The sequence below is a fragment of the Actinokineospora bangkokensis genome, from assembly GCF_001940455.1.
GTDB classification, from domain to species: Bacteria; Actinomycetota; Actinomycetes; order Mycobacteriales; family Pseudonocardiaceae; genus Actinokineospora; species Actinokineospora bangkokensis.
This window is the reverse complement of record NZ_MKQR01000016.1, coordinates 306,316-330,201: the sequence shown is the minus strand read 5'-3', so window position 1 is coordinate 330,201 and position 23,886 is coordinate 306,316. Positions and strand designations below refer to the sequence as shown.

19 protein-coding genes, 2 pseudogenes and 1 CRISPR repeat array (1 of these 22 only partly in view) are annotated in these 23,886 nt (G+C 70.3%); of the genes and pseudogenes, 13 read left to right on the top strand and 8 right to left on the bottom strand.

Annotated features, from left to right (window positions below; translation table 11 throughout):
• Positions 1-518: direct repeats of the CRISPR family, unit length 37 nt; unit sequence GCAGCGCTGGCCCTCACGGGCCAGCGAGGATCGCAAC (it extends 880 nt beyond the left edge of the window).
• A gap of 40 nt (positions 519-558) precedes the next feature.
• Positions 559-861, top strand: a pseudogene (locus BJP25_RS36560) (transposase); the annotation flags it as partial.
• 231 nt (positions 862-1,092) lie between these two features.
• On the opposite strand, the gene BJP25_RS16035 reads toward BJP25_RS36560, so the two are convergent.
• From BJP25_RS16035 to BJP25_RS16020, 4 genes are all read right to left on the bottom strand, one after another.
• Positions 1,093-2,400, bottom strand: coding sequence for a replicative DNA helicase (locus tag BJP25_RS16035; RefSeq protein ID WP_075975711.1), 1,308 nt, complete (start codon positions 2,398-2,400; stop codon positions 1,093-1,095).
• Complete coding sequence (locus tag BJP25_RS16030; protein ID WP_084794099.1) at positions 2,397-3,161, bottom strand: ATP-binding protein; 765 nt, start codon at positions 3,159-3,161, stop codon at positions 2,397-2,399. The genes BJP25_RS16035 and BJP25_RS16030 overlap by 4 nt, the downstream gene beginning before the upstream one ends.
• Positions 3,158-4,060, bottom strand: coding sequence for a helix-turn-helix domain-containing protein (locus BJP25_RS16025; protein WP_158075658.1), 903 nt, complete (start codon positions 4,058-4,060; stop codon positions 3,158-3,160). The genes BJP25_RS16030 and BJP25_RS16025 overlap by 4 nt, the downstream gene beginning before the upstream one ends.
• A gap of 107 nt (positions 4,061-4,167) precedes the next feature.
• A complete protein-coding gene (locus tag BJP25_RS16020; protein ID WP_143219105.1) occupies positions 4,168-4,467 on the bottom strand; it encodes a hypothetical protein in 300 nt (99 codons plus the stop codon).
• Positions 4,468-4,909: 442 nt separating this feature from the next.
• Here BJP25_RS16020 and BJP25_RS16015 point away from each other — a divergent pair, with 442 nt between their 5' ends.
• Positions 4,910-5,260, top strand: coding sequence for a helix-turn-helix domain-containing protein (locus BJP25_RS16015; protein WP_075975708.1), 351 nt, complete (start codon positions 4,910-4,912; stop codon positions 5,258-5,260).
• 18 nt (positions 5,261-5,278) lie between these two features.
• Positions 5,279-5,638, top strand: a complete 360-nt coding sequence (locus BJP25_RS36555) for a WhiB family transcriptional regulator (RefSeq protein ID WP_075975707.1) — start codon at positions 5,279-5,281, stop codon at positions 5,636-5,638.
• A gap of 383 nt (positions 5,639-6,021) precedes the next feature.
• On the opposite strand, the pseudogene BJP25_RS33445 reads toward BJP25_RS36555, so the two are convergent.
• Positions 6,022-6,749 (bottom strand): annotated as a pseudogene (locus BJP25_RS33445) (transposase).
• A gap of 142 nt (positions 6,750-6,891) precedes the next feature.
• Here BJP25_RS33445 and BJP25_RS15995 point away from each other — a divergent pair.
• The 8 genes from BJP25_RS15995 to BJP25_RS15965 all read left to right on the top strand — a co-directional run bounded on the left by BJP25_RS15995 (position 6,892) and on the right by BJP25_RS15965 (position 15,988).
• Positions 6,892-7,740 (top strand): hypothetical protein, encoded by an 849-nt coding sequence (locus BJP25_RS15995; protein WP_075975705.1) that lies wholly within the window; start codon positions 6,892-6,894, stop codon positions 7,738-7,740.
• A 234-nt stretch (positions 7,741-7,974) separates the two neighbouring features.
• Entirely contained in the window at positions 7,975-8,694 is a 720-nt protein-coding gene (locus tag BJP25_RS15990) for a hypothetical protein (RefSeq protein WP_075975704.1), read from the top strand.
• Positions 8,691-9,095, top strand: coding sequence for a YdcF family protein (locus BJP25_RS36450; RefSeq protein ID WP_332888639.1), 405 nt, complete (start codon positions 8,691-8,693; stop codon positions 9,093-9,095). The genes BJP25_RS15990 and BJP25_RS36450 overlap by 4 nt, the downstream gene beginning before the upstream one ends.
• Before the next feature lie 120 nt (positions 9,096-9,215).
• Positions 9,216-9,353, top strand: a complete 138-nt coding sequence (locus BJP25_RS36445; protein ID WP_332888638.1) for a hypothetical protein — start codon at positions 9,216-9,218, stop codon at positions 9,351-9,353.
• Positions 9,354-9,367: 14 nt separating this feature from the next.
• The gene (locus BJP25_RS15980) at positions 9,368-10,090 is read left to right on the top strand and encodes a WbqC family protein (RefSeq protein ID WP_075975703.1); all 723 of its coding nucleotides are present in this window, start codon (positions 9,368-9,370) and stop codon (positions 10,088-10,090) included.
• 155 nt (positions 10,091-10,245) lie between these two features.
• Entirely contained in the window at positions 10,246-12,528 is a 2,283-nt protein-coding gene (locus BJP25_RS15975) for a CHAT domain-containing protein (RefSeq protein ID WP_143219104.1), read from the top strand.
• Positions 12,529-12,731: 203 nt separating this feature from the next.
• On the top strand, positions 12,732-15,293 hold the full coding sequence (locus tag BJP25_RS15970; RefSeq protein WP_075975701.1) for a glycoside hydrolase family 3 protein: 2,562 nt from the start codon (positions 12,732-12,734) through the stop codon (positions 15,291-15,293).
• A 107-nt stretch (positions 15,294-15,400) separates the two neighbouring features.
• A complete protein-coding gene (locus BJP25_RS15965; protein ID WP_075975700.1) occupies positions 15,401-15,988 on the top strand; it encodes a carboxymuconolactone decarboxylase family protein in 588 nt (195 codons plus the stop codon).
• On the opposite strand, the gene BJP25_RS15960 is transcribed toward BJP25_RS15965, so the two are convergent.
• The 3 genes from BJP25_RS15960 to BJP25_RS15950 form a co-directional block, all read right to left on the bottom strand.
• A complete protein-coding gene (locus tag BJP25_RS15960; RefSeq protein WP_143219103.1) occupies positions 15,969-17,339 on the bottom strand; it encodes a fibronectin type III domain-containing protein in 1,371 nt (456 codons plus the stop codon). The genes BJP25_RS15965 and BJP25_RS15960 overlap by 20 nt on opposite strands.
• Before the next feature lie 199 nt (positions 17,340-17,538).
• Positions 17,539-18,750: a PucR family transcriptional regulator gene (locus tag BJP25_RS15955; RefSeq protein WP_084794055.1), complete on the bottom strand. Its 1,212-nt coding sequence runs from the start codon at positions 18,748-18,750 to the stop codon at positions 17,539-17,541.
• A gap of 481 nt (positions 18,751-19,231) precedes the next feature.
• Positions 19,232-19,678: a L,D-transpeptidase gene (locus BJP25_RS15950; protein WP_084794054.1), complete on the bottom strand. Its 447-nt coding sequence runs from the start codon at positions 19,676-19,678 to the stop codon at positions 19,232-19,234.
• 329 nt (positions 19,679-20,007) lie between these two features.
• Here BJP25_RS15950 and BJP25_RS15945 point away from each other — a divergent pair, with 329 nt between their 5' ends.
• Both BJP25_RS15945 and BJP25_RS36550 read left to right on the top strand, forming a co-directional pair.
• On the top strand, positions 20,008-21,018 hold the full coding sequence (locus tag BJP25_RS15945; RefSeq protein ID WP_198943515.1) for a GH25 family lysozyme: 1,011 nt from the start codon (positions 20,008-20,010) through the stop codon (positions 21,016-21,018).
• A gap of 1,247 nt (positions 21,019-22,265) precedes the next feature.
• Positions 22,266-23,648 (top strand): M17 family peptidase N-terminal domain-containing protein, encoded by a 1,383-nt coding sequence (locus BJP25_RS36550; protein ID WP_075975698.1) that lies wholly within the window; start codon positions 22,266-22,268, stop codon positions 23,646-23,648.
• The last annotated feature ends 238 nt before the right edge of the window (positions 23,649-23,886 follow it).

Below are 23,886 nucleotides of genomic sequence, written 5' to 3'. Positions count from 1 at the left end.
AGCGAGGATCGCAACCCGGTTGGCGGTCCACCAGATCGGGGCTACCCCGTGCAGCGCTGGCCCTCACGGGCCAGCGAGGATCGCAACAGCGACAGAACCGTCAACACAAGGCGGTCCACCAGCAGCGCTGGCCCTCACGGGCCAGCGAGGATCGCAACACCAACACGGTCCGGATCGTCCAGGCCGCCAACGGGCAGCGCTGGCCCTCACGGGCCAGCGAGGATCGCAACCTCTTGGGCGTAGGACGCCCACCCGGTCATCCCCGCAGCGCTGGCCCTCACGGGCCAGCGAGGATCGCAACCCCTTCCAGAACGCGGCGTGGATCCGGGCGCAGTCGCAGCGCTGGCCCTCACGGGCCAGCGAGGATCGCAACGTCAACCTGGGCGTGCGGGGTGTGGAGCAGCCCCCGCAGCGCTGGCCCTCACGGGCCAGCGAGGATCGCAACAACACACGATTTGCCCCCTGGGGGGAGTCCGCTCGGGCAGCGCTGGCCCTCACGGGCCAGCGAGGATCGCAACTTCAGCGAGCAGCTGCACCGCAAGATCCGCCTGAGCCGCGCTGGCTCTCCCGGGCAGGCGTGGCTGCCCCTGGTCGTCGAAATGTCCGTGGCCAAACGTCAACGACCACCTCGCCCTGCCCGTCCTCGTCCACGCCATCCCGTCCGTGCGCACGTCGGGACGAGCACGCAGGTTCCGACCCGACAATCTCCACGCCGACAAAGCCTATGACGTACACGAAATCCGCGGATGGTTGATCAACCGGGGCATCATGGTCCGCATCAGCCGCAAGAACATCGACACCTCCACCAGACTTGGCCGCCACCGGTGGGTCGTCGAGCGAACCCTGTCCTGGCTCACCGGTCACCAACGCCGTGTCGGCACCCGGTGGGAACACCACGGCGCAACTACTTCGGCTTCCTCACCCTCGCCGCAGCACTCACCTGCTTCAAGAAGTTCACCACGTGAGAACAGGTCTAAGCCGGCTCCTGCAATGGACAGTTGCGTGTGGCTGTCACGTGATGGATGGATCCGTGGACAACAGCGGCGTTGCACCATGGGCGTGGACCAGCTGAGGCTTACGTGTGGGGGTGGATCAGTCGCCGAGGCGGGCGTAGTAGGCCTCCCAGCGCAGGGTGAGCTCGCCGGTGGGGCCTTGGCGGTTCTTGTCGAGGTAGACATGGAGCTCGTCGGTGGGCAGGGTGGTGTGGCCGTCGTCAATGGTGCCGCGGGCGAGGAGCAGGACGGCGTCGGCGTCGGCTTCGATGCCGCCGGACTCGCGCAGGTCAGCCATGGTGGGTCGCCCGCTACCGCGTCGGGTTACCTCCCGGTTGAGCTGGCTGGCCACCACCACGGCGACGTCGAGTTCCCGGCTCAGCAGCTTGCACTCCCGGGAGATCCGCGCGACCTGTTCGTGCCGGGGTACGCGGGTGTCGGTCGAGCCCACGAGCTGCAGGTAGTCGATGGCCACCAGGTCGAGTCCGCGCACCGCCTTGTGGCGGCGGCATTGAGACCGGATGTAGCCCATCGTGACCCGCTCACGGTCGTCCACGACGAGCGGGATCGGGCAGTGCTGCTCACCCCACTGCGCCAGGACAGCGCGGGGGTGGGATGCCAGGTCGCCTGCCACGATGTCGTTGAGCTCCACCCCGGTGCCCGACGCGGCCATGCGCCCGGCGACCTCGATGGCGCCCATCTCAGCGCTGAACACCAACACCGAGCCGCCCTGCTGGGCGTGGTGGAGGGCGATGTTGTGCAGCAGGATCGACTTGCCCTCACCCGGCCTCGCGCCCACCACGTAGTAGCGGCCACCGCGCAGCCCACCGTTGAGCCGCCGGTTCAGCTCCGCCCACGGTGTGGGGTGGACGGGGCGGGCCTCGGGGCTGTCGATCGCCTCCCACAACCCGTCGAGCATCTCGTCGAAGCGCATCGGGCGGGTCGTCTCGCCCTGTTCCAGCGCCGCGAGGGCGTCGTAGGCGTACCGCAGCGCGTCGCCTGGCTCGCCGACGATGGCGCGCTGGCGGATGGCGTCGCACACCGCCACCAAGCGGCGCCTGCGGGCGCACTCCCGCACGGTCGCCACGTCCCCCTCGACCGTGCGGGGGGCTTCGAGCACGGCCTCCAGTTGCGCGATCTTGCGGTCGAGCACCCCCGGCACGAACCCATGCTTCCCCGTCGCGGCGGCTTCCCGGAGGGCCCGTGCGCTGATCCTGCGACGCTCCTCAGCGAGTCGGCGGGCCAGTGACCACAGCGCGCCGATGCCCCGGTCGGCGAAGTCGCCCGGGTCCAGCGCGCTGAGCGCGTCGTCTCGCAGCCCGGTGTGGGAGGCGGTGAGCAGCAACGACCCCAGGTAGCGTTCCTCCGCGACCGGGTTGAGCAGGTCCACCTCATCCGGGCCGCTCACGACCGGCCACCCAGCCCGGCCCAGCGCCGGTCCTCGCCGTCGATGATCACGACCCGGCACATCTCGACCAGCCGCGAGACGACCCGGTCGGACATGGTGGCCTGGAGCTGGTCCAGGGTCATGTTCGTGGTGAAGATCGTCGGCAGGAACCCGTCGTATCGGGTGTTGACCAGTCGGTAGTCGACCTCCTCGGTCCAGTCGGTGCCGGTCCTGCGCACCCCCAGGTCATCGAGCAGCAGCACCCGCGCGCGGGCGTACCGCTGGAACTCGCCCTCGCCGTCCATGCCCGGCCGCGGCCGCAGGGCCGCGTGCAGATCCGGGGCACTGACGGCGGCGAAGTCGGGCATCCGCAGACCCGACGCCGCCAGCGCGCGCAGCGCACCGTAGGCCAGGTGGGTCTTACCGACGCCGACCCGGCCCCCGATCAGCAGGGACGGCCCGGCCCACCGGTGATACTCCAGGTCACCGCCCCGCTCCGCACCCGGTGTGAAGCTGGCACCGACGACGTCGACGACCCACCGTCGCACCTCGGGATGCTCGGGCAGGGCGCCCCGGTGCCGGTGCGGGATCACCCGGCACGCCCGGACCGCGGCCCTCCGGTTCTCCCGGGCGCGGGCGGCGGTGCGCCGCTGGTAGTCCTGCGCGGCGAACTCCGCGTGCCGCCGCGGCACACCGGCGGCGGCGAAGTCGTCCGGACCCGGCAGGACGAGGTCCTCCACCCGCACCACGGGCAGCTGACAGGTTGTCGGCTGCTCGCTCATCGGGTCCACACACTCGCGTACTCGGCCGGGTCCGGATCCCGATACGGGCCGCGCGTCGCCGCTCCGACCAGTGGTTGGACCTCGTCCTCCCACCGGCGGCCGTGCAACCAGCCCTCGGCCTGCTTGACGAACCGCGGCTCGCGGGCCTCGGCCGCGACCAGTTGCGCGTAGCGGACCGCGCCCGCGCGGATCACCTCCGCCGCCACCCCCGCAGTGCGGGCCTTGTGCCACGCGGCAGCCGCACGGGCTTTGCCGACCCTGCGCGGGTACACCGCCCAGAACATCTCGAACTCCTCGGTGTAGAGGATCTTGGACTTGTCAGTCGCCGCATCGGCCTGTTCGGGCATCTCGAACAGCGCGTCCGACTGCCCGAAAGACCCGCCACCGGCTCGCGCCGAGTAGGTGTTCTGGAGGTAAGTCATGGAGGTAGATGAAGGTGCAGCACCGCTACCAGCGGAAATGATGGTCGCTCCACCGTCTCGGACGGGAGGAAGTGCCGTCACGTGATGCCCTGCCAGACCATCGCGTGCGCCTCGATCCGCCGTCCCGGGACGCTGCTGCGCCCCGTCACGCGGGATGGCGTCCTCGGCCATCACGCGTGCGCGGGCGATCGCCTCGCGCTGACGCTCGCGGTAGGCCCGGTTGCGTGCCGCGTGCGCCGCTCGATCGCGGCGGGCACGCTCCTCCAGCGGGTCGGATTCACCGCCGAAGTCCCGCATCGACAGGCGCCAGCCCGGCATCCCCCGACGCCCGGCCTCGGGGATGATCAGCCCAGCGGCTTCGAGTCGGTCGAGCACCGACCGGCACTCCCTGGCGGAGATCCGCAAGTTCCGTGCGAGGGTCTCGACGCTGACGAGGATGTTGCGACCGTCGTTGTCGGCGTAGGTGGCCAGCGCCACCAGCGCATGATGGGCCCGCTCGTCCACCCGCGGTCGCGGCGCCGCCGTCATCATGGTCGGCACCGACAACGCCCACCGACCGGCCAAGCGCGCCCTGCGCTGGGCACTCACGACAGCTCACCACCACGGTCCTCGCCCACACCATCCCGCCACCGGCACAGGAACGCGCGCTGCCGCCGCGCCGCCAGACCCTCCACCCGGTACCCGACCGCCTTCAACCGGGCTGTCAGCTCAACCCACTCCTCTACCAGCGCCGGTGTCCCCCTCCCCCCGGCACAAGCAGTGATAATCTCTTCCAGACGAGCCGAGATCGCTGCGTTCTCCGCGGCCCAGTAGCTCATCTCCCGATCGGTGAAGTCCACCGGCACGAACACCGGCCCCGAAACGGAACGCACAACACCCCTCATGACTCCCCCTTTTGGGCGGGCACCGAGAAGCAGCGGCACCCGGCATCGACGACGTCTTTGAAGGCGCGCCGAACAGCCCCCGCACACGACGACAGGTGCGGGAGCACCGTGGTTCGGACACGCGTGTCCACTCACGCGAACATGGTGTGAGACGCGGCCCAGGCGATCAGCCCGCGGGCACACGCCGCAAGGCGCACATCCCCACGTGCGAAGGCGAAACACCGCCGATGGCCTCGACGAGTGGCATACAGCAATCCCTTGTCTACAGAAGTAGACCCCCACAGCTTGTATACCGCTCGCACCCTGGACTGTCCACTCCGCCACGCAGACGACCGGACACCGACGACGCCCCCGGGTCCTGACGGCCATAGGGGTGCGGTGAACTGGGCAAACGTCGGCAAACGTTGCTGCACGTCGCCGCTCGTTTGGCTACTTTCGACACATGACCACCCCCACCCTCAACCGCGCCCTGCTACGCCGCCTGCGCGTCTGCAAGGGCCTGTCCGTCACCGCCTTCGCCCGCAAAGTCGGCTGCCACAAGGGAACCGTGTCCGCCATCGAGAACGGCCATCGCGGCATCAGCCCCGAAATGCTCCTGCGCTTCGCCCACGTCCTCGAACGCCGCCCGGAGGAACTCCTGCTCGACATGACCCTGGACACCCCCCAGATGCCTCAGATCGCCAGCGGCCTCACGGTGCTGGCACCCCGTGCCCCGGCACACGGGGCCGACGACCACCAGCGAGACCCGCGGGGCTCATGCCCACCGGCCGACGGCAGCGGGGTTCAGGTGTAGCGCAGGGACCAGCCAACCATGTTGCGCCTACCGCAGTGGCGGAAGCGAGCCGCCTGCGCCGACCGCCCAGACCTCGACTTCATCGACCCAGGCGACCACGTCCCCGAGTGCCTGGCACTCTGCGCTACGTGCCCCGTCGCGCGGCTATGCCTCACCGAAGCCCTGGACAACGGCGAGGTGTGGGGCATCTGGGGCGGCCTCGACACCGACCAACGCGAACAACTCGCCCACGAACTCGGTCGCCCAGCCCCGGCCATCAAACCAGGTCACGGTACACACCGGCGCTACGCCAAACACGGCTGCCGATGCGACCTGTGCCGCGAAGCCCACAACACCTACAACCGGCGCAGGCGACAACGCCGCCGCACAGCCGCGTAAGCAATCGCGTGCATCACGCGCCAGCTCTTGGACGGCGGTGAAGTGGTGCCAGAGGCCTCGTGTGCACGGTCGGGAATGAGCACGACCAAGGGGTAGGCAGGTGCGAGGTGGAGAACGCGTCGGTCCTGAGGCCTGCACTCCGGCAAGAGCACGGTAGTTACCGCAATGGCCCCTTGGTCTCCAATGTGCACACCAGGCGCGCCACAAGGCCGCTGTCGAGCTTTTAGCGTCCGCGTAGCAGCGCAGCGGTCGCGGTCAGGTCAGGTCAGGTCAGGCAATGAGCCGGTTGCCGCGCTGAGGTCGGCGTCCGCTGGTTCGCCGGTAACGGATTACATGGGCGCTACCGGACTATCGCTAAGCGTCTGGTCAACTTAGAGCATGTCTCACGTGGCTGGTTTCGAGAGTTTCTTGAAGCAGGTCAGTGCTGCGGCGAGAATGAGGAAGCCGCAAAAGTGCTTGGCGTGGCGTTCGTAGCGGATGGTTAGGCGGCGGTAGCCGAACAGCCAGGAGATCGTTCGTTCGATGACCCAGCGGTGGCGGCCGAGTTTCTCGCTGGATTCGATGCCTTTGCGGGCGATGCGCGGGACGATCTTGCGGCTGCGGAGCCAGGCGCGAAGGTGGTCGATGTCGTAGGCCTTGTCGGCGTGCAGCTTGACCGGGCGAAAGCGACGTGGCCCACGTCAGGATCGGATCGGCGGGACAGCCATGACCAACGGCTTGAGGGCGTGGCTGTTATCGGGGTTCGGACCGGTCATGGGTCCCCCTTTTTCGCCCGGACGGCCGCGCCGTCCAGGATCGCCCGGGACCAGTCGATCAGACCTTGCGAACCGAGCTCGTCCAGCACCGCGTGATGAAGCTTGCGCCACAGGCCCGCCTTGGTCCAGGTGGCGAACCGGCGATGCGCGGTCGGCACGCTCACCCCGAAACTCGGCGGCAGATCCCGCCAGGCACAGCCACTGGTCAGCACGTACACGATCGCAGTGAACACCGCCCGGTCATCCACCGGCGCCGTCCCACCACCCTGCGGACGCGGCACGAACCCCGGGATCAATGGCTGCACCAACGCCCACAACTCGTCTGGCACCAACCGCGACGACAAACGATCAACCACGGCCCAAGATCATGCCATCAACCTCGAACGCGGCCACGTGAGACACCCTCTAAGCGGCTCGGTGGAGTGCCGCTCGCCGTGGCGGAAACCGCGTGCCTGCGGGAGCGCCGCGCCGTAACGTTCCCCTGGGAGGTGGCTCTCGATGGCTCATGATGCTGCTCAGGACGCCCGCGACGTGGCGTTGGCGAGGCTGTCCAAGTCGTTCGCCCTGGTCGAGGCATGGCAGAAGCGCATTCATGCGCAGCAGCCCCCGCCGGAACCCGGCAGTTCGCTGGCCGGAGACGACAAGGCGACCGATCCTTATAACCTGTCGCATGCGGTCGTCGAGGTGCTACTCAGCGCGGTTGACCACCTTGAGACCTTGCGCCTGGTCGTGCAGGAGCAGCAAACGCTTCCTGCCCGCGGCGGGTTCACTCTGGTGCGAGCCGTGCTGGAGAACGCTGCCGTGGCGGTGTGGCTGCTGGCTCCGGCCAGCCGCGACGAGCGTGTCTTTCGTCTGCTCAGGTGGGAATGGGCTGACGCCGAGGACTCAGACAGCGCGCTGCTGCTGATGGCTGAGATGGCAACCGATCCAACCCGTTCGGCCGAGGTCCGCCAGAACGCCGCCGACCAGCGCGACAAGCGCAAGCAGTCTCTGCAGAAACTGGCCCAGGACCGGCATCTGTCGCAGAACCAGGTCAGCCAAGTGTGCGCGCGGCCTGTGAAGTGGGCGGACATCCTCAAGGGTGCCGGTGACGCCGCCCGCGAATTGACCGGGGATCGCGCGAAGTGGGCCTGGATGATCTGCAGCGGCTTGGCGCATTCCCGCAGGTGGGCGGTGATCGGCTTTCTCAAGTACGAGGTGACGCCAGGTCCGACGGCAGACCTGCACCATCTCAAGGTCAGTGCTGATGAGGAGCGGTTGGCGATCATGGTCAACATCGCGGTCTTGATGCTGGCCGAGGCGTGGCGGTTGTTCGACGAGCGGCGCCGTTCGCTCATGGGCTCGTGATGATCGGGATCCCGAGGTCAACCGGCCGGCCTGGTTGGCGGCCGCTGGCTCGATCTAGGCTGACGGCGAGGGCTGGGTGCGCTTTCGACGACTGCTCCACGGCACCGACCCCACCCACGACGAGGTCACCGCACGCGGCGCGGTGGTGCATGACGATTGGTCCGACGACCTGGAACGGGCCGCCGCGGCCTTCGCCCAGCAGAGCTTCACCTTCGCCACCACCCTGGTGGACCGGTGGCTGCGGCGCGCCGCCCGGCCCGGCTCGACGCCAACGGCCTGCACCTGCGGGCACGGTCGCTGGTGCTGCTCGGTGACGTCCAGCGCGACCGCGGGCGCCTGCACGGCCCCGGCTCGGCCCGACAGGCCTACTCCGAGGCCCACGCCCTGTTCACCGACCTGGGCAACACCCGCCGGGTCGCCCAGGTCCAGCTCGCCCGCGTCGTCGTCGACGAGATGGACGGGGACCTGCCCGGCGCCGCGCTGCGCTACCGGCGGCTGGCGGCCGATGTGCGGCTCAGCGCCCGCGACCGGGCCCGCGCGCTGCTCTGGGTCGGGACCGCGCTGAGCAAAGCCGGTGCCGCCGCCGACGCCCTGGACTACCTCGACCGGGCCACGACCCTGTTCCAGGACCTCAACGAACCCGCCGACTGGTCGGTGGCCCACCAGAAACTCGCCCTCGCCCACCGCGACCTGGGGGATCTGACCCGCGCCCAGCGCCACATCGACATCGCCCTGGCCGAACGGGTCGGCAACTCACCCCTGCAACGGGTCAGGCTCGACACCGCCCACGGCCACCTGCTGCTGTCCGACCGGGCCACCGCTGAGGAAGGCCTGCGCCTGCTCGACCACACCGCCACGCTGGCGCTGGAGTTCGACCTGACCCACCAGCACGCCGGCATCCTCGGCATCCGCACCGCCTTCGACAACGACGACCACGGGAGAGGCACCCTGTGACCGCGCACGCGACGATCACCGAGCAGCACTGGGCGGACGCGGCCCTGATCTGGCAGTACCACCAGGTCGGCCACCCACTGCGCCCCTGCGACGTGGCCATCGGACTCGGCAGCCACGACCTCGGGGTGGCCACCCACACCGCCGCCCTCTACCACGCCGGCCTGGCACCGCTGATCGTCTTCAGCGGCGGCAACAGCCCCACCACCCGCACCGTGTTCCCCCGCGGGGAGGCCGTGCACTACCGCGACCACGCCATCACCGCGGGCGTCCCCGAACACGCCATCCTCGTCGAGCCACAGGCCACCAACACGGGACAGAACATCACCCTCACCCGCGCACTGCTGGCCGAGCACGGCCACACCCCACGCTCAGCCCTGATCATCTGCAAGCCCTACATGTAACGCCGCGCCCTGGCCACCTGCCAGAAGACCTGGCCCGACCTCACCGTCGTCTGCGCCTCCGAACCACTCGACCTCACCGACTACGCCCACACCATCGGCGACGACAAACTTGTCATCGACATGCTCGTCGGCGACCTGCAACGCGTTATCGAGTACCCCAAACTCGGTTTCGCCGCCCGCCAACCCCTCCCGCACGACGTCGAAGCCGCCTACACGCGCCTCGTCGACGCCGGGTTCGACAGCCGCCTGATCACCTGACCACCCCCACCCCCATGACCACCCGCGTCTGCGCCATCCACCAACCCAACCTCTTCCCCCGCCTGTCCACCCTCGCCAAACTCCACGCCGCCGACATCTGGATCGTCCTCGACTCCGTCCAATTCACCGCCCGCGACTACCAACACCGCGCCTGGCTGGAGAGCACCGACTCCACTCACGGGCAATGGCTGACCGCGCCGGTGCACCGCCCCCGCGGCCGCGACACCACCCTCGACCAGGTCCGTCTCGCCGACCCCGCCCTCACCGCCCACCGCATCGCCAGCCTGCTCCACCACTACTACCGCACCTCACCCCGCTGGACACAGCTGCAACCCCTCATCGAGGCCACAGCGGCAGCCGCAGCACACACCACCAACCTGACCGAACTCACCACCCTGTCCACCAACCTGCTCCTGCGCCATACAGGCTGGACCGGCGAGATCATCCACGCCACCACCATCCCCACCCGCTCACACCGATCCGAACGACTGGCGGACCTGACCACCCACGTCAACGCCACCCACTACCTCTGCGGCACCGGCGGAGCCACCTACCTCAACCCACAACCCTTCACCGACGCCGGACTCACCATCCGCTACACCCACCCACCCGACATCGGAATCCTCCGCACACGACGCCGCGCCACCAGCCTCTGGTGGCTCGCAGCCCTCACCTGCCAAGAACTCAACGACCTCCTCTGGAATCAACCGAAGGCGACGATCACCTGTCCCCAGTAGGATCTACGCCCATTCAATTTCGCGTGTTCGGCCGTTACTGTCGGCCCATAAAGCTCTTTGGCGTGCGCAATCATGATGAGATGTCGTCGTCTTACTCGCCCGTTGGTGTTACATCCGACTGACGGTGAGCGATTCACCGTGCGAGAGGGGTGGACATGTCGGCCGAAGCGACACCTGTGGAAAGCCTGATCGCGCTGCTGCGTGACCCGCGATCCCGTGCTGAGGCGCGTGCCGCCGCAGCGAGGATCGGCGCTAGGCGCGAAGCGCCGCCCTCGCGTTCGGAGCAAGACGAACGCGAAGGGCGCAAGCTCCGCGAAGAATTGGTCGCGAATGGTCATCGTTGGCGCTACATCGTCGACTGGCGGTTGCTGGGGACGCTCTGGCCGCGCGAGGCCGACGATCTGGTGAAATCTGTGGTCCGGTCGTGGACCGTGCCCAATGTGGTGGCCTTGGTCGGTGGCTTGCACCCTTCGTCGATCCCGGTGGCCACAGTGGTTCGTGCGTGTCTGCTCGACCGGATGGCCACATCGGTTCCGCCAACGAGACTTGTCGATCGGATGAACGTCTTCACGATGGTGCGCAGGGCGCCGCAAGGGGTGTTGTGCGCTGAGTTGGCGCCGCTGTTGACTGGTGGGCGCGCTGGCGCTGTCGTTGCGGACTTGCTGGCGGAGCTTCTCGTCTACGCACAGCTGGATGACAGGCAGGCTGGGAGATTTGGGAGCGCGGGGCGCCTCGGGAGGGCATTCCCGCCGCGTTCGGCCGGACCGCTCGATTGGCACTACCCGCTCAACAATCCGAAACCTTCCCCGGTGACCGATCCGGCCACCGAGGAGGACCCCGCTGAGAAGCCGCCCTCACGGTTGGGCGATGGTCCTGACGTCCAAGAGCGGACAGCGTGGCCGCTGCTGAGCGCTCCGGCGACGGTGGCCGAGGGCGCCGAGTTCGACGTGGAAGTCGGCCTCCGGGTCGACCGCGACCCTGAGGTCGGTGGCACGGGGGCCTTGCGGTTGCCTGACAGGGACGTGGTGTTGGAACTGGTGTTGGTCTACGACCCTGCCGGAGTGGAGCCGGTGGGCTGGTCGAACCCGGTGGCACTGGCGGCGACCGGCACCAATCCCCACCCGCGGACGCTCCTGCGGATGCGGGCGTTGGGTGGTCCGGGGTTGCAGGACCGACGCGAGATCGGGGTGTCGTTCCACGTCGGGGGCACGCTGCGCGGTTACGCCTCCCGCACGGTGGTCATCGGCGGCGACGGGGGAGCAGTGCTGGTCGAACCGGTCACGAGTGGTCGGGTGGACTTGGGGCACTTGCTGAGCGGGGATTCCCCGGACCTGGTGGTCGTCGTGGAGCGCGGTGCCGACGTGCGTGGGCAGACGTTGGTGTGGACAGCGCGGTCGCCGTTGCCGGGGCTGCGCGTGGATGCTGGTCCGTACCGGTGCGGCATCGGTGACGATCCGGCCGGGCTGGCCAGGCGCACCCGGTTGCGGATGAGCGCCGCCGTCGACGCCCGCGACGCGGTGACCACCCTGGTCGGCCTCGGCCGCGACATCGGCGACAAGGTGCCGGTCCCGATCGCCGACGCGGTGCGTGCCGTCATCGCCCATCGCGCGCCGCGACCCCCGTCGGTGCTGTTGGTCAGCGCGGAACCGCACGTGCCGTGGGAGTTGGCGGTGCTCGATGCGCCCGAACCCGGCCACAGCCCCTTCCTCGGCGCGCGCACAGCGCTCGGCCGGTGGGTCCTCGACACCCGCAGGCCCCCGCCTCGGCCTGCGGCGCGGGCGCGAGCGGACACCCACGCCGTGATCTCGGCCCGGTACGAAGGGGTGCCGGGCTGGAGCAGGTTGCCCAGCGCCGAGGTCGAGGCGGCCAGGGTGGCAGCCTCCTACCCGCCGTGCGAGCACGTCCCACCGCTGCACACCGTCGTGCTCAACTTCCTTGAGCAGGGCCCGAGAGTGGATGTGCTCCACTTCGCCTTGCACGGTCAGTGCGATCCCGACAACGCCCAGGACGGACTGGTGTTGCTGGCCCAATCGCCGCTGGCCCCCGATCGGATGGTGCCGAGGTTCCTCAACCCCGAACAGGTGTCCGGGCTGTCGTTGCGGGGCAGCCCGTTCGTGTTCCTCAACGCCTGCCAGGTGGGTTCCGGCGGGGAACTGCTCGGCGACTACTCCGGCCTGGCCAGGGCGTTCCTGGCCGCAGGGGCGTGCGCGGTCGTGGCCCCGCTGTGGAACATCGACGACATCGCCGCGGGCGAGGTGGCCCACACCTTCTACACCGCCGTCTACACCGGGAAAGCTGTCGCCGAGGTCTTGCGTGCTCTGCGATCGGCTGTCCACCCTCGCACCCGCGACGGCGCTCCGGCCACCACCCTGGCCTACCAGTTCTTCGGCCATCCCAACCTCGTCCTGAGACGGACGAAACCGATCATCGGGCTCTGACTCGACCTGGGGGATTAGGTTTACGTACCGCACCCTCCTGACTTGTGGGTTCGTCACCCCCTGGAGGGCGTCAGCTGGGATTACGGCATGGCATCTTCTCTTGGTGGTCGAGAGGAGATGCGCCTATCGGTGGATTGTCCGTTCCCCCGGGGTGCGTCGACGATTCGGTGACTGGGCGACGAGGCCGGGGAACGGGGAGTCCGATGAGACGTGGGCGGGTCGGGGTCGCGGTGTTGGTGGGGGTTGTGGGGGCGGCGTTGGTGGTGCCGTTGGCCGGGGCGTCGGGGAGGCCGGTGGTGGGGCCTGCGCGGTCTGATCACGGGTGTGCGCGGATTGAGGACAGGTTGCCTGTGTTGGCCGATTGGCCGTTGGTGCGCAGTGATGTGCCGCGGAGTCCGGTGGATGAGTCGCGGGTGCGGCGGATGGTCGCGGGGATGTCGTTGGCGGAGAAGATCGGTCAGATGACGCAGCCGGAGATCACGTCGATCACGCCGGAGGATGTGCGGGTCTACGGGTTCGGGTCGGTGCTCAACGGGGGTGGGGCTTGGCCGAACAAGGACAAGCACGCGCCGGTGGGGGATTGGTTGGCGTTGGCCGACGCGTATTGGCAGGCGTCGGTGAGCACGCGGGCGAAGATCCCGGTCATCTGGGGCATCGACGCCGTGCACGGCAACAACAACATTTACGGGGCCACCCTGTTCCCTCACAACATCGGGTTGGGTGCCGCGCACGACCCGTGCCTGGTGCGGGACGTCAGCGCGGCGACGGCCAAGCAGTTGCGGGCGACGGGGCAGGACTGGGCGTTCGCGCCGACGTTGGCGGTGGTGCGCGATGACCGGTGGGGGCGCACCTACGAGGGCTACTCGGAAGATCCCCGGATCACCCGCGCCTACGGGTACGAGGCGGTCAAGGGGTTGCAGGGGAACCGCGGGCCGCGGTTGAACGGGGTGCTGGCCACGGCCAAGCACTTCATCGGGGACGGTGGCACGACCGGCGGGGTGGACCAGGGGGTCAACGCCTCGTCGCCCGCCGAGATGATCAACCTTCACGGGCAGGGTTACTACGGCGCCCTGGCCGCGGGGGCGCAGACGGTGATGGTCAGCTTCAACAGTTGGACCAACCCTGACCTCGGCGTCGCGGAGGGGAAGCTGCACGGCAGCGACCTGGCCCTCAACGGCATCCTCAAGGGCAAGATGGGCTTCGACGGCCTGGTGGTGTCGGACTGGAACGGGATCGGGCAGGTGCCCGGGTGCACCAACTCCAGCTGCGCCAAGGCGATCAACGCGGGCATCGACATCGTCATGGTGCCGCAGGACTGGAAGGCGTTCATCGCCAACACCACCGCCCAGGTCCAGTCCGGGGAGATTCCCGTGGCGCGCATCGACGACGCGGTGACGCGCATCCTGCGGGTCAAGCTGCGCTCGGGGGTGTTCGACCAGCCCAAGCCGTCGGCGCGGCGGGGTGCGGCGGAGAGCTTGGAGGCCAAGGCGCTCGCGCGCAAGGCCGTGCGCGAGTCCGCTGTGCTGCTCAAGAACAACGGCCGGGTGCTGCCGCTGGGGTCGCGGGCCAAGGTGCTCGTCGTGGGCAAGAGCGCCGACAGCATGCAGAACCAGACCGGCGGGTGGACGCTGACCTGGCAGGGCACCGGCAACACCAACGCCGACTTCCCCGGCGGCACCACCGTCCTGGCCGGGTTGCGCCAGGCGCTCGGCGCCGCCAACGTCACCTTCAGCGAGACCGGTGACGTCGACCCTGCCGGGTTCGACGCGGTCGTCGCCGTGCTGGGGGAGACCCCCTACGCCGAGGGCAACGGCGACCTGGGTCGCCGGGGCCTCGACGCCTCCCGCCTGCATCCGGAGGACCTGCGGGTGCTCGACAAGGTCGCGGGCCGGGGCACCCCGGTCGTCAGCGTGTACCTGTCGGGCAGGCCGCTGTCCACCAACCGCGAGCTGAACCGCTCCGACGCGTTCGTCGCCGGGTGGCTGCCTGGCACCGAGGGCGGGGGCATCGCGGACGTGCTGGTGCGCGGCGGGTTCACCGGCAAGCTGTCCTACTCCTGGCCGCGCACCCCGTGCCAGACGCCGCTGAACGTGGGCGCCGCCGGGTACGACCCGCTGTTCGCCTACGGCTACGGCCTGTCGGAGCGGCAGCGGGTCACCGTGCCGCAGCTGCCTGAGTCCGCGCCCGAGTGCGACGACGGCGGCGGTGGCGGCGGCCCGGCCACCGAGGACCTGGAGGTCTTCAACCGCCAGGACATCGCGCCCTACCGCTCGTTCATCGGCGGCCCGGAGAACTGGGGCGGCACCGAGATCGGACCGGACGGCACCGCCGCGCAGGCCACGATCAGCGTCGTGCCCGCCGACGTCAACGTCCAGCAGGACGCGCTGCGCGCCACCTGGTCGGGCACCGGCCAGCTCTACCTGCAGGACCCGTCCGGCGGCTCCGACCTGCGCCCCTACCTCAGCGCGGACGCCGCGCTGGAGTTCGACGTGGTCGTGCACCAGCCGCCCGCGGGACGCGTGGTGGTGAGCGCGCACTGCGTGTACCCGTGCTTCGCGGAGGTGGAGGCGACGGGGCTGTTCCAGGGCGTCGGGGCGAAGTCGACGGTGAAGATACCGGTGTCGTGCTTCGACCAGGGCGGGCTTGACCTGGCCAACGTCAACACGCCGTTCCTCGTCTACACCGAGAGCCCCTTCGAGGCCTCCTTCGCCAACGTGCGTTGGGTGCCCGGTGGCGCGAGGGACCCCGACGCCGCACCCTGCTGACGCCCCAGGGCACCCCTTGCCGTGCCACCGCCCCGGGTCCGCGCTGTGCGGACCCGGGGCGGGCTGGTACAACGGGGAGGCCCGGCACCCGGCGGAAGGAGCGGTCAGTGGCACCACGCATCGCCCAGGGCGGACTGCGCGAGAACCGGCTCCTGGGCTGGGCGCTGCCCCGGCTCGCGGGCGTCGTCGCAGGCACCGCCCCGATGGCCGTCTTCGGCGTCCTCGGCCGCAACCGGCCCGTCTTCCGCGGCTGGCTGCACTTCTCCGGCAAGCTCCTCGCGGGCGGGCGCCTGGGCAGGCGCGACACCGAGCTGGTCATCCTGCGCGTGGCCCACCTGCGCGGCAACGACTACGAGTGGCAGCACCACGTGCACCTCAGCGCCCGCGTCGGCTTCGACGCCGCGCACATCGATGCCGTGCGCCGAGGCCCCGACGCCGAGCTGTGGGACGACCGGCAGCGCGCCCTGCTGCGCGCCGTCGACCGCCTGCACACCGACCAGGACCTCGACGACGACACCTGGGCCGGGCTGCGCGCCCACCTCGACGAGCCCACCGCCCTGCAGTTCCTGTTCCTCGCGGGTCACTACCAGATGCTCGCCACGGTGCTCACCGCCCTGCGCGTCGAACCGGACCCGCCCGCCACCGGTGCCGCGGCGACCGCCCACCGGCTGCTGACTAGGCTCCGCGCGCGGTGAGCTGCAAGGTCAGGGTGTTGCCCGGCCCGGCGGCCAAGCCGTTCACCATCGGGGTCAACCCGCCGCAGCCCGTCATCGGCGGGATCGTGTAGGTCCCCGCCACCGACCCGCCGCGCACCAGGTCGAACGCCCCGTCCGAGTGCAGCGCCACGTCCAGCGGCACGCTCGTGCGGCAGCTGCCCCCGGTGTCCATCCGCGTGCCGAACACGCTCACCCCCGGCACCGCCACCGACACCCGCGCCGACACCGTCAGCCCCTCGTCGGTCAACGACGCCGTGGTCACCCCCGCCTCGAACGACACCGACGCCGTCATCGGCAGCACCCCGTACAGCTTCACCAGCACCGTCGTCGGGTCCAACTCCAGGTCGATCGTCGACGACCGGGTGTCCAGGTCCACCCGCGCCGTGGCCCGCCCGCCGAAGCGCAGCGACGCGTCCGCGGCCCGCGCGTGCGTGCGCGCATCGATGTCGTAGACCCGCACCACCACACCTGGCTTCGTGCGCGTCGTCACCGGCGCGCTCACCCGCGACCGCGCCCCCGCCTCGTCGCGAGCCTGCACGGTGAAGCTGTAGTCCTCGTCCGGCTTCAACCCCGACACCACGGCGCTGTTCCCCGTCACCGAGGTCACCACCGTCTCACCCTGGCGCACCTCGTAGCCGACCACCGACCGGCCCTCCGGCGGTGTCCAGCTCAGCGCCACCGTCGTCGTCGTCACCGCGTTCACCGACACCCCGGACGGCCCCGCCCAGTCCACCGCCGCCGACACCTCGGTCGACCCCAGCACGGCGGGCGCCGGGGCGTCCGGCGCGCACGCGACGCGCACCGCGGCCCCGTCCACCGACCACCCGGGCGCCGACGACGGGTCCAACGCCAGCTCCACCGGCCCCAGCGCCAACTGCGCCGCGCCCTCCACCGCCACCAGCGGCTCCGGGAACGCCCCCGTCGCGGACACCACCATCTCCCCGGACGGCGGCACCGGCGACCCGGCCACCACCGAGTGCACGACGACCGTCCTCGGCCCCGCCGCGGTGGTCACCGCCGTGCTCACCTCGGCCGCACCGGACACCTGCGACCCACCGGCCGCCAGCAGCGCCTCGGTCACCGCGGCGGGCACGGTGATGGCCGTCGCCACCGCGAACCCGTCCTGCGGCGACCCCACCGGCACAGACACCGGGATGTCCGCGCTCACCGCCACCGACACCGGCTGCGCCCCGACCACGGGGAACACGCACGTGTAGGGCTGCGCGGCGAGGCGGGCGGCGCCCGTGGGCGGCTGCGGCAGCGCCTGCGCGGTGCCGGGCACCAGCAGCGCGCCCAAGAGCAGTGCGCCCGCGCCGACTCGGAGCCGCATGACCACCACCCCCCTCCGGCCGGACCGCGGACCCGGCCGACCGGGCCGACCGGTGGCGGGGAGTGCCGTGCCGTCGGGAATGGTATTTACGCGGTTCACCCGGCGGCAACTCCGCTGAACGCATTTGTCAGCAACAGGCACCCGGGCCCGCCGAACCCCACCACCGGGCACAAACCCCGTGGTCGGGCGGGAGAACGGCTCAACTACCGGATGCCGAACCGCGCAGTCGCCGTGACCGCAACGCGATCTCGATGGTGAACCGCGAATCCGGGTCGGTGAGCCGGTCCCCGAACAGCGCCTCCACCTGGTGCATGCGGTAGCGCACGGTCTGCGGGTGCACGTCCAACCGCGACGCCACCTCCGCCACCCCGCCCCGGGTGTCCAACCAGGCCAGCAACGTCGACTCCAACCGCTCCCGCTGCCTGCACGTCAGCTCGTCGAACGGCGCCAGCGCCGTCTTGGCGATGTGCTCGACCAGGAACTCGTCCGCGGTGAGCGTCAGCTCGGTGAAGTGGTCACCCGAGCGCACCAGCGGCCCACCGCGCACCAACCCGCGCCCGGCCAGCTCCAGCACCCGCCGCGCCACCGCCAGCGACCGCGCCGCGTCGGCCACCGGCACCACCGGCCCCAGCGCGCCACGCGCCCCCTCGCCCAACCACGCCGCCACCCGCTCCAGCGCCGCGTCGTCCGGCTCCGGCAGCAGCAGGCACGGGTGGTCGCTCTCCAGGTCGAGCAGCGCGTCCGAGCCCAGCTGCGCCGACTCGGCCTCGGGCAGCCCGCGCCGGTCCAGCGCGATCACCGCCACCTGCTCGGGCAGCACCCACTCCGCGGCGCCCGCGTACTCCTGCAGGGTGCCGTGCGGGGCGGTCGAGGACCCCAGCAGCAGCTCCAGCAGCTGCCTGCGCCTGCGCTCCCGCGCCCCGGACGCCTCACCCTGGGCCGAGGTGTAGCCCTCGATGGCCACCGCCGAGAGCGTGTCCACGTAGAGGAAGAGGGCGTCGGCGATGCCGAAGAGGGTGTCCGCGGGCACCCCGGCGTGCTGGCCCTCCACGCTCAGCAACCGCCACGCCACCCGCGTCCCGATGCGCACCGCCGTCTGCAACGCGTCGGAGGTGCGGCCCTCCTGGAACTCCACCCGCCCGGCCTGGTGGAACTCCGCCCGCCAGCGCTCGTCCGGGCTGCTCGGGTCGATCAGGTGGTCGAAGGCGTGCCGCACCGCCAGGTGCACGCGCGCGGCGAACACCTGCCCGAACCGGCTCTCCGGCGGCTGGCAGTAGGCGGGCACCGCGCGCCGCACCTCGCGCAGCGCCTCGGCGGTCACCCTCGGCGCCATGCCCCGCAGCCGCGCGGCGAAGGCGGGCGGCACCACGGCCTCCGCCGGGCTGCGCTCGCGCCCCGGCTGCGCGGGCACGCGCACCAGCGTCGCCCCGCCGACCGGACCGGCGCCCGGCCCGACTCCCTGGGGCCCCGCGCCCGTGCTGTGCTCTGTGCGCATTCCTCGACCGCTCCCATGTGACAATCCGGCGGCGTGTGTCGCGCTTCACGCCGGTGTTCCGCGCGGCGACACTAGGGAGCCGCCACGATCGTGTCAATCCTTCACCGAACAGTAGTCGACCGGGCGCGCACCGCGTATGCGGGGTCGACCTCGCCGGGAAGGATCTTCGCAGCTCAGCGCGGGTGTGGATACCGTCCACAACGGAAAGTGAGGGAATAGTCCGTTCCGGTGAACCTTCACCGGAAAGTGGGAGCCGAAACGCCGTGAATGGACGACCGTTCGGTTTTGTCGACCGCCGGTCTCGCAATACCGGGGGCACCCGAGTCCGGTCTGAACCGTTCCGGAATGCGGGAAGGGGCCGGTCGCGAACGCGACCGGCCCCCGCTCCCGGCAGGTGTCAGGGCACCACCTGCACCACGTCGCCGGGCTTGAGCGAGTCGTAGAAGACCCGCGCCGCCTCCGGCGAGAGGTGGATGCAGCCGTGCGACTGCACGCTCAGGCTGCCCTGGTGGAAGGCGACACCCGAGGTCGTGAAGAACACCGAGTACGGCATCGGCCCGTTGTAGGCCTGGCTGTAGTGGTCGATGTCCTTGTACGTCACGGTGAACGACCCGGTCGGCGTCTCGTACCCCGGCTTGCCCGAGGTGATCGGGACCCCGCCGTACGTGGCGCCACCGCCGTTCATCAGCCAGGCCTGCTGCCCGCTCAGCGAGACGCACGCCTTGGCCTCCGCACCGCAGATGGCACCGCCCTCCGCGCTCGCGACCGGAGCCGCCAGCAGGAGAGCACCTCCCGTCGCCGCCGCCGTGGCCGCGATCCCTGCCATGGTCCGCAGCTTGCTCATCTCTGGCCTCCCATCCGCCCGACCTGCCGGGCTCGTGTTCGGTGTGATCTGCTGCTGGTGGTTACGTACCACCACCAAACGGTCGCTTAACGTAAAACTTTCGCGCCGCCTCCGATCCACCGATCCGACGCTCGTCCCGTGAATCGTTGACACGCGGTTCGCGCAGGCAGCAGGGTGCGCTGCACACGTCGGAGACGACCACAGGAGGCCCGGTGCGCCTGGCGCCCCACCGCGTTCGACACCCCGCCACCCCCACCCGCCACCGTCCCGACACCCCGACCGCTCACCGGGTGGGAACGGGCCTTGCCCACCGGGCCCTGGGACTGGCCTTGCTGGCGGGTCTCCTGACCCCCGCGACAGCGACGGCGGAGGACGCCACCCTCACCGGCATCGACGTCGCCTCCTTCCAGGCGGGCATCGACTTCGCCGCGGTCAAGGCCGCGGGCCACTCCTTCGCCATCGTCAAGGCGGGCGGCTCCCAACTCGCCGAGGGCCCCTACACCACCTCCACCTACGCCGACCAGGTCGACGGCGCCCGCGCCCACGGCCTCAAGGTCGGCCACTACTGGCTCTCCGGCGACTTCCTCTCCCCGACCGCCTCCGCCGACTACCTCGTCGACCACCTCCACGACTACCGCCCCGGCGACGTCATCGCCCTCGACGACGAAGTCCTCGACGACTCCACCCGCCTCTGGACCGACACCGACGCCGCCGCCTTCTTCACCCGCGTCCACGACCGCCTCGCCGCCCCCTACGTCCCCTGGATCTACCTCAACACCACCACCCTCCGCGCCGCCTCCTGGACCCGCACCGCCGCCACCGGCGCCAAGCTCTGGGCCGCCTCCTGGGGCCCCAACAACGGCACCTACCCCGGCCCCCCGGACATCGGAACCGCCTACCCCACCTGGTCCGCCCACCAGTACACCTCCGCGGGCACCATCGCAGGCACCCCCGTCGACCTCGACGTCGCCAAACCCAGCGCCTTCACCCCCGTCGAACCCGGCCCGCCCCCACCCCTGCCCAAGACCACCACCGAACAGGACGGCATCCCCGGCCCGGTCTTCTGGCAACGCGCCCAGAACTGGCTCACCCGCGACTCCACCTACCGAGGCCCCCTCGACGGCGTTCCCGGGCCGCAGACCTTTAAGGCGCTGCAGGCTGAACTGGCCGAGCACTGGTCGTACACGGGGCCCTTGGACGGGATTCCCGGCACCCAGACGTACTCGGCATGGCAGCGCTCAGTGGTGTCCTGGGGCTACGCGGGTCCGATCGACGGGGTGATGGGGCCGAACTCCTATCGAGCCGTGGCCCGCTTCCTGAACCAAGACGCTTGGGACTGAGTCGTGTCGGTGCGCTCGGGTAGGGTGAGGGCGTCTTCGCTGGTGAGGTTCACCCTTGTGGGTTGTGGACGAGTCGGGTTGGGCGCGATTTTGTGTCGTACCCCAGCGGTAAGCTAGAGCAATAGGAAGACGCGCGGGGGCGGCGGTCGCACCTTCTCTCCTCGCCCGCAGCGCACGCGCCGTTCGTCCTACTTGCGCTTGGCGTCAGTCGTTGGCCGTGGATTCGGGTGGTGCGGGCTGGCGAGCGCGGCTCCGGCCCGGACCCGGACCATGCGTGATCCGGCCGGGCGTTGGTTCTGGCGATGCTGGCCCCTCCAGTCGGGGTTGGGTTGAGCTGGGCGGGCTGGACTGGGCGGGTTTGGTGGGCGGGGCGAGTTGCGCAGGCGGGGCGATCAAGGCCAGAGGAGATCGGTTCCGCGGCCCGACCGGCAACTGGCAGATCCGGGAGCGCGAGCTTGCGGCCTTGATGCAGGCGATGTGCGGACGGTACTCACCTGACGGACGCGGGGACGGTACTCACCCGGCGTCGGGTATCGGTCCGGGTGCTGCGACGTGACTTGCGCGGAAGGCGTCGGGCGCGGAGCTCGTACGCGAGTGGGGTGCATGCACGCAGGGCGGACGCGGGGGTGGGCAGTTGTCGCGGCGAAGAGTGACCCGCGACGAGGACCGCAGATGTGCGGCGAATGCGTGGGCTCACCGCCGTTTGATGAGTGTTTGGTGGTTCGACGTTGCGGTTTGCCAGGTGGCGAGCGTGTGCTTGCTCTGGGGAATCGTTGGAGTCGTGTTCGTTCGAACGTGGGCTGCTCGCGGCTGGGGCCGCTGCGGGGGTTTGAGGTGGGTCGGCATCTGCTTGGGCGGGTGCAGGTGACGTTGGGATGTGCGGGACCGGGACTAAGTCGGAGGGGTTGGCGGGTTCCCGCGAGGTGAGTTCCGCGGCGGTGAAGATGCGCCAAGCGTCCTGGATGTCCTTGCCGTTGGGGTTGGGCGTGGTTCGCGGTTGGCGTTGTTCTGCGTCTTGCGGTTGTCGGTGCTGCCCGGGGGCCTCGCGGTGTTGACCTTGGGGTTCTCGGGAGGCGGCTTGGCCTGGCTGATCTTGGGGGCCGTGTAGGTGACGGGCCGAGGTAGGGCGGGGTGGAGTGGCGCTGGGTGGTGGGGTGGGGGCTGTGCGTGGTGGGTGGGGGTGAGGTGGCTGACGAGTGGGGGAACGGGGTGGAGCGCGGGGCTCGGGCGGGGCAGACTCGCTGGCCATGAGCATTGAGTGGGACTTGGTGCGGCGGCTTCCTGCTACCGCTGCGGCGGCTGTGGTGCCGGTTTTCGCGGGGGAGGGGGCTGAGCAGGTGTCTGCTGAGTTCCTGGGGGCGGTGGGGTTTGGTGGGGGTGTGGGGCAGGTGCTGGTGGTTCCTGGGTTGGGGCGGGCTGAGGTGTTGGTGGGGTTGGGGCCGCGGGAGCGGGTTGACGGGGGTGTGGTGCGGGCGGCGGTTGCTGAGGCTGTTCGGGCTGTGCGGGTGGGGAGTTTGGCGGTGGTGGTGCCTGAGGGGGTGGCTGGGCCGGTGGGGGTTCGGGCTGTGGTGGAGGGGGTGTTGCTCGGCGGGTATCGGTTCGGGGGGTACCGGGGGGATTCGGGGGACGTGGGGGTTCAGCGGGTGGACATCGTGGTGGAGGAGTCGGCTGAGGCTCGGGCTGCGTTGGCGGTGGGGCAGGTCTTGGGGTCGGGGGTGTTGCTCGCTCGGGATCTGGTGAACGGGTTCGGGGGGTTGACGGGGCCGGAGGGGTTTGTGGAGCGGGCTTGGGCGATTTCTGGGGAGACGGGGGTGGGGTGTGAGGTGTGGGATGCGCATCGGATTGTGGATGAAGGGCTTGGGGGGCTCGGTGGGGTGGGGTTTGGCGGTGGTGCTCGGGGGCCTCGGTTGGTGCGTTTGACGCATGCCCCTGAGGGGGCTTTGGGGTCGGTGGCTTTGGTGGGGAACGGGGTTGTTTCCGGAGCGGGGCGCAGGGGGGACATGGCTGGGGCCGCGGTGGTGTTGGCTGCTGTGTCGGCTCTGGCGGTGTTGGACTGCCCGTTGAGGGTGGAGGCGTGGTTGCCCGTGGCGTCGTCGGTGGGGGAGGGGGCGTCGGGGGGACGGGTGGGGGAGGTCGTTCGGTTGCGTGGTGGGACCGGGGTGGAGGTGCTGAGTGGTGGTGTGGAGGGGCAGTTGGTGATGGCGGATGTGCTGGCGCTTGCCGCTGAGGGGGCGCCGGGTGCGGTGGTTGATGTTGCGGCGCTGTCGCCTGCTGTGGGGGCCGCCTTGGGGGAGGGGGTGGCTGCCGTGCAGGGGACTTCGGCGGGGTTGGTGGAATCGGTTCGGTGGGCTGGAGGGCGGGCTGGGGAGACGGTGTGGCCGCTGCCTGTACCGTCTCGTGGAGGTGCGAGGCGGGTGGGTGCTGATGTAGTTGCGGGGGAGCGGCGCGGGTCCGCTGTGGAGGGCGGTGGGTTCTTGAGTGGCTTCGTGCCTGCTGGGGTTCCTTGGGCGCATGTGGACATTCATGGGGTTGCGGTTGCCGGCGGGGATCGTGGGGGGTGGGTTCGGGGGGCTACGGGGTTCGGGGTTCGGACGTTGGTGGAGTTGTTGATGGCTCCGTTGGCCGTGTGAGAGTTGTCGGGCAGCGAGCTGTGGGGTGCCGACGAGACGCGCGTTGACGGTAAGTGTCTATTATGGATAGTTGGGTGCGTGCAGGGCTAGTGGCGAGCTGAACGAGAGTCTTAGCCTGCTGCGCAGGTGTTCGCTGGGAGAGCGGGCCTGGGGTCGGCGGATTTGCAAGCAGGCTGGCGCACGTTGGTCGGGCGTGAGGAAGGTACGAGGAAGGCATGCGTACCTGGCCGGGGGCTGG

Coding starts and splice junctions, on each gene's coding strand:
- BJP25_RS16030 (WP_084794099.1), bottom strand. CDS start 3,161: ATGAGCGAGCAGCCGACAACCTGTCAGCTGCCCGTGGTGCGGGTGGAG.
- BJP25_RS16020 (WP_143219105.1), bottom strand. CDS start 4,467: ATGAGGGGTGTTGTGCGTTCCGTTTCGGGGCCGGTGTTCGTGCCGGTG.
- BJP25_RS16015 (WP_075975708.1), top strand. CDS start 4,910: ATGACCACCCCCACCCTCAACCGCGCCCTGCTACGCCGCCTGCGCGTC.
- BJP25_RS36555 (WP_075975707.1), top strand. CDS start 5,279: ATGTTGCGCCTACCGCAGTGGCGGAAGCGAGCCGCCTGCGCCGACCGC.
- BJP25_RS15995 (WP_075975705.1), top strand. CDS start 6,892: ATGGCTCATGATGCTGCTCAGGACGCCCGCGACGTGGCGTTGGCGAGG.
- BJP25_RS36445 (WP_332888638.1), top strand. CDS start 9,216: ATGCTCGTCGGCGACCTGCAACGCGTTATCGAGTACCCCAAACTCGGT.
- BJP25_RS15980 (WP_075975703.1), top strand. CDS start 9,368: ATGACCACCCGCGTCTGCGCCATCCACCAACCCAACCTCTTCCCCCGC.
- BJP25_RS15975 (WP_143219104.1), top strand. CDS start 10,246: ATGTCGGCCGAAGCGACACCTGTGGAAAGCCTGATCGCGCTGCTGCGT.
- BJP25_RS15970 (WP_075975701.1), top strand. CDS start 12,732: ATGAGACGTGGGCGGGTCGGGGTCGCGGTGTTGGTGGGGGTTGTGGGG.
- BJP25_RS15960 (WP_143219103.1), bottom strand. CDS start 17,339: ATGCGGCTCCGAGTCGGCGCGGGCGCACTGCTCTTGGGCGCGCTGCTG.
- BJP25_RS15950 (WP_084794054.1), bottom strand. CDS start 19,678: ATGAGCAAGCTGCGGACCATGGCAGGGATCGCGGCCACGGCGGCGGCG.
- BJP25_RS36550 (WP_075975698.1), top strand. CDS start 22,266: ATGAGCATTGAGTGGGACTTGGTGCGGCGGCTTCCTGCTACCGCTGCG.